A 5,533-nucleotide genomic window follows, 5' to 3' on the forward strand; every position below is an offset into this window, starting at 1 on the left:
GCCTCAGCCCGTGACGGCCCCCGCCAGCAGCCCCCGCCGCGCCAGGCTCGCGTACAGCGCGCGCAAGCCGAAGTCCCAGGGAGGAATGGCAGTGCACTCGCCTACCTCGTTGACCAGCGCGCCCAGCGGGCCGGAGGCGATCTCGACGCGGTCGCCCATCGCGTGGGTGAAGCCGCTACCCGGCCCGTGCCGGTCCTGCGTGGGCGAGAACATGGTGCCCAGGAACAGCATGCAGCCGTCCGGGTACTGGTGGTGCGCGCCCAGGGTCTGGCGCACCAGGTCCAGCGGATCGCGGCTGATCTGGCTCATCAGGTTCACGCCGGCCAGCGAGAAGCCGTCGGGCCCGTCGATGCGCAGCGCCACCTCGGCGGCGCGCACGTTGTCCAGGGTGAAATCGGCGTCGAACAGCCGGATGAAGGGGCCGATGGCGCAGGAGCCGTTGTTGTCCTTGGCGCGGGTCAACAGCAACGCGCTGCGCCCTTCCACGTCGCGCAGGTTGACGTCGTTGCCCAGCGTCGCGCCCACGATCTGGCCACGGCTGTCCACGGCCAGCACCAATTCGGGCTCGGGGTTGTTCCAGCGCGATTCGGGCAGCACGCCGATGCGGGCGCCGTAGCCGACCGAGGCCATGGGCGGCGCCTTGGAGAAGACCTCGGCGTCCGGGCCGATGCCCACTTCCAGGTATTGCGACCACTGGCCGCGCGCCACCAACGCTTCCTTCAGCGCCATGGCCTCGGCCGAGCCGGGCCGCAGCCGCGACAGGTCCGAGCCGATCAGGCCCTGCAGGCGTTCGCGGATCGCGTCGGCCTGGCCGGCATCGCCGCCCGCCTCTTCCTCGATCAGGCGTTCCAGCAGGCTGACGGCGAAGGTGACGCCGGCGGCCTTCACCGGTTGCAGGTCGCAAGGCGCCAGCAGGCGGGCCGGGCCGCCGGCCAGGCTGGACGCCAGCCAGTCGCGCGCGTCGCCCAGCGGCTCGCCCGGCGCTGATCGCGCCAGCTCGACGCGGTCGGGCCGCTCCAGCAGGTCGGCCATGGTCGGCGTCACGGCGGTGATGTCGAACATCCGGCCGCCGCGCACCGCCACCACGCAGGGGCCGTCCTGCGGCGCCGGGCGCCAGACGCGGCCGACGAGCAAAGCGCGGTCCAGGTCGGCGGGCAGGTGATGATCGGAAATGGTGGGAGCGGCCATGCGGGTTCCTTGGGTCCGAGTTTCGTCCGGGGGTTGTTCGGTCCCAGGCGCGATGCGCCAGGGACTGCGCCCGAGTCTAGGAGCGGCTTGCCACAACGTCCAATATGCTAGATTTCTGTTCAACCTATTGGACATTCATGCCTGACACCGCCGACGTTCCCGCCATCCGCCGCGCTCACGACATCCTCAGGACGCTGGCCGCGCAACCGGGCCCGGTGAAGGCGTCCGAATTGATGCGCGCCTGCGGCCTGCCCCGCAGCACGCTGTACCTGCTGCTGGACAGCCTGGAGCAGCGCCGCTGGATCGAGCGCCGCGAGGGCGGCTACATCGTCGGCATCGAGCTGATGGCGCTGGGCGCGGCCTACCTGCGCCACGACAGCCTGCAGACCGCCTTCCACCGGGTCGCGGCGGAATTCGTGGCGCGCTGCAACGAGGTGGTGCAGCTGGCGGCGCTGGATGGCTTCGAGGTGGTCTACCTGGCGCGCGAGGACGCCCGCCGGCCGGTGCGGCTGGTGTCCGATCTGGGGTTGCGGCTGCCGGCGCACGCCTGCGCGCTGGGCAAGGCCATGCTGGCCGGGCTGGATCCGGCCGAGCTGGACGTGCGCCTGCCCGCCGAGCTGGCCCGAGTCACCGAGCGCACGCTGGCCACGCCCGAGGCGCTGCGCCGCGAACTGGAAGAGGTGCGCCGCGACGGTCTGGCCCAGGACCGCGAGGAGGTCGCCGCCGGCCTGGTCTGCTTTGCCGCCTATGTGGGCGTGACGCCGCTGGGCAAGCGGCTGGCCGTCAGCACGTCCATTCCCTCTGACCGGCTCGATAATGCCCACCGGCAGGCCGCCATCGCCGGCATCCGTCAGGTGGCGCGCGAGCTGGCGAAGCTGACCGCCGCCCTGCCCTGAGGCCGGCGCGCCACAGCTAAACCCTTAGCCCGCAAGCGCTTTTTGACTTTCCATGACGGGCGGGCTAATATCCCGGATTCGGCTATTTCCTAATGGCCGAATTACGTCGGCACGTTCCGCAGCCCAAGCCCAGCCTGGATCGATCATCAGATCAGGCAGCGTCCGGTCAAGACAGAGTCAAGACCCGGTCAAAACCCAGTAGTCAGGACGGACGGCAAGAGCGAAGGCGCCGCCACTTTGCTGCATGCCATGCGCCTAGCATGTGTTTCAGCGGAGCCGGCAGTCGGACAGGCCTTTTTACCTATTTAAGGAACACCCCATGTACGCGGTCGTAAAAACCGGCGGCAAGCAATATCGCGTTGCTGCTGGCGAAAAACTCAAGATAGAACAGATACCGGCTGACATTGGGCAAGAAATCACCCTGGACCAAGTGCTGTCCGTGGGCGAAGGCGACCAACTGAAAGTTGGTACGCCTCTCGTCGCCGGCGCCGTGGTCAAGGCAACGGTTCTTGCGCAAGGCCGCCACGACAAGGTCAAGATCTTCAAGATGCGCCGTCGCAAGCACTATCAGAAGCATCAGGGCCACCGTCAGAACTACACCGAAATCCGCATCGAAGCCATCACGGCCTGAGAAGCGACTCGGTACCACATTAGCAGGAGCTAAAAATGGCACAGAAAAAGGGCGGCGGCTCTACGCGGAACGGACGCGACTCAGAATCGAAGCGTCTGGGCGTCAAGGCATTCGGCGGTGAACTCATCCCCGCTGGTTCGATCATCGTGCGTCAGCGCGGCACGCGCTTCCACGCTGGCGTGAACGTCGGCATGGGCAAGGACCACACCCTGTTCGCGCTGATCGACGGCAAGGTTCAATTCGGCTTCAAGGGCGCGTTGAACAAGCAAACCGTTTCGATCGTCGCCGCCGAGTAATTCGGCCAGGCACGCTCTGCGACGCGGCCCGGCCGCGTCGACGAACGGCGAAAGCCCTGCCGCATGCGGCGGGGCTTTTTTATCGCCGGCCCATTTCGGGCAGAATGGTTGATGGCCCGGCCATGAACCACCCGGCTGCCGCCCTTATCGGCGCAGTCCCACACATACTTCACGCGCAGACATCATGAAATTCGTAGACGAAGCCACCATCGAAGTCGTCGCCGGCAAAGGCGGCAATGGCGTGGCGAGCTTTCGCCGCGAAAAGTTCATCCCCAAGGGCGGCCCGGACGGCGGCGACGGCGGACGCGGCGGCACCATCTTCGCCGTGGCCGACCGCAACATCAACACGCTGATCGACTTCCGCTACGCGCGCCTGCATCGCGCCAGGAACGGCGAGAACGGCCGCGGCTCGGACCAGTACGGCGCGGCCGCGCCCGACATCCCGCTGCGCGTGCCCGTCGGCACCGTCATCCATGACGCCGACACCGGCGAAGTCCTGTTCGACCTGAACCGCCACGAGCAGAAGGTCGTGCTGGCGGCCGGCGGCCAGGGCGGCATGGGCAACATCCACTTCAAGTCCAGCGTCAACCGCGCGCCGCGCCAGTGGACGCCCGGCAAGGAAGGCGAGCACCGCTACCTGCGCATGGAACTGAAGGTGCTGGCCGACGTGGGCCTGCTGGGCCTGCCGAACGCCGGCAAGTCCACGCTGATCACCCGCATCTCGAACGCCAAGCCCAAGATCGCCGACTACCCCTTCACCACGCTGCACCCGAACCTGGGCGTGGTGCGCACCTCGCCGTCGCGCAGCTTCGTGGTGGCGGACATTCCCGGCCTGATCGAAGGCGCCTCGGAAGGCGCCGGCCTGGGCCACCTGTTCCTGCGGCACCTGGCGCGCACGCGCGTGCTGCTGCACCTGGTGGACGTGTCCACGCCCGATCCCGACGCCGATCCGGTCGAGCAGGCCGTGATCGACGCCCGCGCCATCGTCGAGGAACTGCGCCGCTACGATCCCGAGCTGGCCGACAAGCCGCGCTGGCTGGTGCTGAACAAGCTGGACATGGTGGCCGACCCCGAGGACACCAAGCAGCGCTTCCTCAAGCTCTACGACTGGACCGGCCCGGTGTTCGGCATCTCCGGCCTGTCGGGCGAAGGCACGCAGGACCTGATCTACGCGCTGCAGGACTACCTGGACGCCGAGCGCGAAAAGGACCAGCTGGCGCAGGACCAGGCCGACGGCACCTACGTGGCCGAAGACCCGCGCTTCGACGACACGCGCTCGGACGCCACGCCCAAGGGCGGCCAGACCGGCGGCGACGAATAAGCCATAATCGCAGCTTCATCCGATTACGCCTCTTCGCGCCGCAGTCCGCCCTGATCATGCCTGCCGAATCAACCGCCGTATCCGTCGTCTCCAACGCCCAGCGCATCGTCGCCAAGGTGGGCTCGTCGCTCGTCACCAACGAAGGCCGCGGCCTGGACCGCGCCGCCGTGGCTCACTGGGCCGCGCAGATCGCCGCGCTGCGCAAGCAGGGCCGGCAGGTGGTGCTGGTGTCCAGCGGCGCGATCGCGGAAGGCATGGCGCGGCTGGGCTGGCGCAAGCGGCCGTCGGTGATGCACGAGCTGCAGGCCGCCGCCGCGGTGGGCCAGATGGGCCTGTGCCAGGCGTATGAGGCCGCCTTCGCGGAACACGGCCTGCGCACCGCGCAGATCCTGCTCACCCACGAAGACCTGGCCGACCGCCACCGCTACCTGAACGCCCGCAGCACGCTGTTCGCGCTGCTGCGCCTGGGCGTGGTGCCCATCGTCAACGAGAACGACACCGTCGTCACCGACGAGATCCGGCTGGGCGACAACGACACGCTGGGCGCGCTGGTCACCAACCTGATCGAAGCCGACACGCTGGTCATCCTGACCGACCAGCGCGGCCTGTACGATTCGGACCCGCGCAAGAATCCCGACGCCAAGTTCATCTCGCACGCGCAAGCGGGCGACGCCGCGCTGGAAGCCATGGCCGGCGGCGCCGGCAGCGGCATCGGCACCGGCGGCATGCTGACCAAGGTGCTGGCGGCCAAGCGCGCCGCGCACAGCGGCGCGCATACCGTGATCGCCTCGGGCCGCGAACGCGACGTGCTGACCCGCCTGGCGCAAGGCGAGTGCATCGGCAGCGAGCTGCAGGCGGCGCTGCCGGTATGGTCGGCGCGCAAGCAATGGCTGGCCGATCACCTGCGCCTGCGCGGCCGCGTGACGCTGGACGACGGCGCCGTGCAGGCCCTGCTGCGCGAAGGCAAGAGCCTGCTGCCCATCGGCGTGACCGCCGTCGACGGCGAGTTCGGCCGCGGCGACGTGGTCGCCTGCGTCGACAGCGAGGGCCGCGAATGCGCGCGCGGCCTGATCAACTACTCGGCCGCGGACACCCGGCGCATCCTGCGCCAACCCTCATCGCAGATCGCCCGCATCCTGGGCAGCATGACCGAACCCGAGCTCATGCATCGGGACAATCTGGTCGTCCTGTAGCGTCCGCG

The 5,533-nt window shown here is 68.7% G+C and carries 6 protein-coding genes; 5 read left to right on the forward strand and 1 reads right to left on the reverse strand.

The genetic code is table 11. The features are described 5' to 3' along the window. Nucleotides 1–3: 3 nt before the first annotated feature. Nucleotides 4–1,188, reverse strand: coding sequence for a fumarylacetoacetate hydrolase family protein (locus KDH83_RS29105; RefSeq protein WP_212322209.1), 1,185 nt, complete (start codon nt 1,186–1,188; stop codon nt 4–6). A gap of 137 nt (nt 1,189–1,325) precedes the next feature. On the opposite strand from KDH83_RS29105, the gene KDH83_RS29110 reads away from it, so the two are divergent. From KDH83_RS29110 to proB, 5 genes are all read left to right on the forward strand, one after another. Beyond that, complete coding sequence (locus KDH83_RS29110) at nt 1,326–2,084, forward strand: IclR family transcriptional regulator (RefSeq protein ID WP_212322210.1); 759 nt, start codon at nt 1,326–1,328, stop codon at nt 2,082–2,084. A 319-nt stretch (nt 2,085–2,403) separates the two neighbouring features. Further along, the gene (gene rplU / locus KDH83_RS29115; protein ID WP_103271416.1) at nt 2,404–2,715 is read left to right on the forward strand and encodes a 50S ribosomal protein L21; all 312 of its coding nucleotides are present in this window, start codon (nt 2,404–2,406) and stop codon (nt 2,713–2,715) included. A gap of 35 nt (nt 2,716–2,750) precedes the next feature. After that, nucleotides 2,751–3,011: a 50S ribosomal protein L27 gene (gene rpmA, locus KDH83_RS29120; RefSeq protein WP_006216229.1), complete on the forward strand. Its 261-nt coding sequence runs from the start codon at nt 2,751–2,753 to the stop codon at nt 3,009–3,011. Nucleotides 3,012–3,195: 184 nt separating this feature from the next. After that, nucleotides 3,196–4,332 (forward strand): GTPase ObgE, encoded by a 1,137-nt coding sequence (gene obgE / locus KDH83_RS29125; protein WP_212322211.1) that lies wholly within the window; start codon nt 3,196–3,198, stop codon nt 4,330–4,332. Between the two features lie 56 nt (nt 4,333–4,388). After that, the gene (gene proB, locus KDH83_RS29130; protein WP_212322213.1) at nt 4,389–5,525 is read left to right on the forward strand and encodes a glutamate 5-kinase; all 1,137 of its coding nucleotides are present in this window, start codon (nt 4,389–4,391) and stop codon (nt 5,523–5,525) included. Nucleotides 5,526–5,533 lie beyond the last annotated feature (8 nt).

Origin of the sequence: Achromobacter sp. Marseille-Q0513 (genome assembly GCF_018195695.1) — a bacterium.
Classification (GTDB): domain Bacteria; phylum Pseudomonadota; class Gammaproteobacteria; order Burkholderiales; family Burkholderiaceae_B; genus Achromobacter.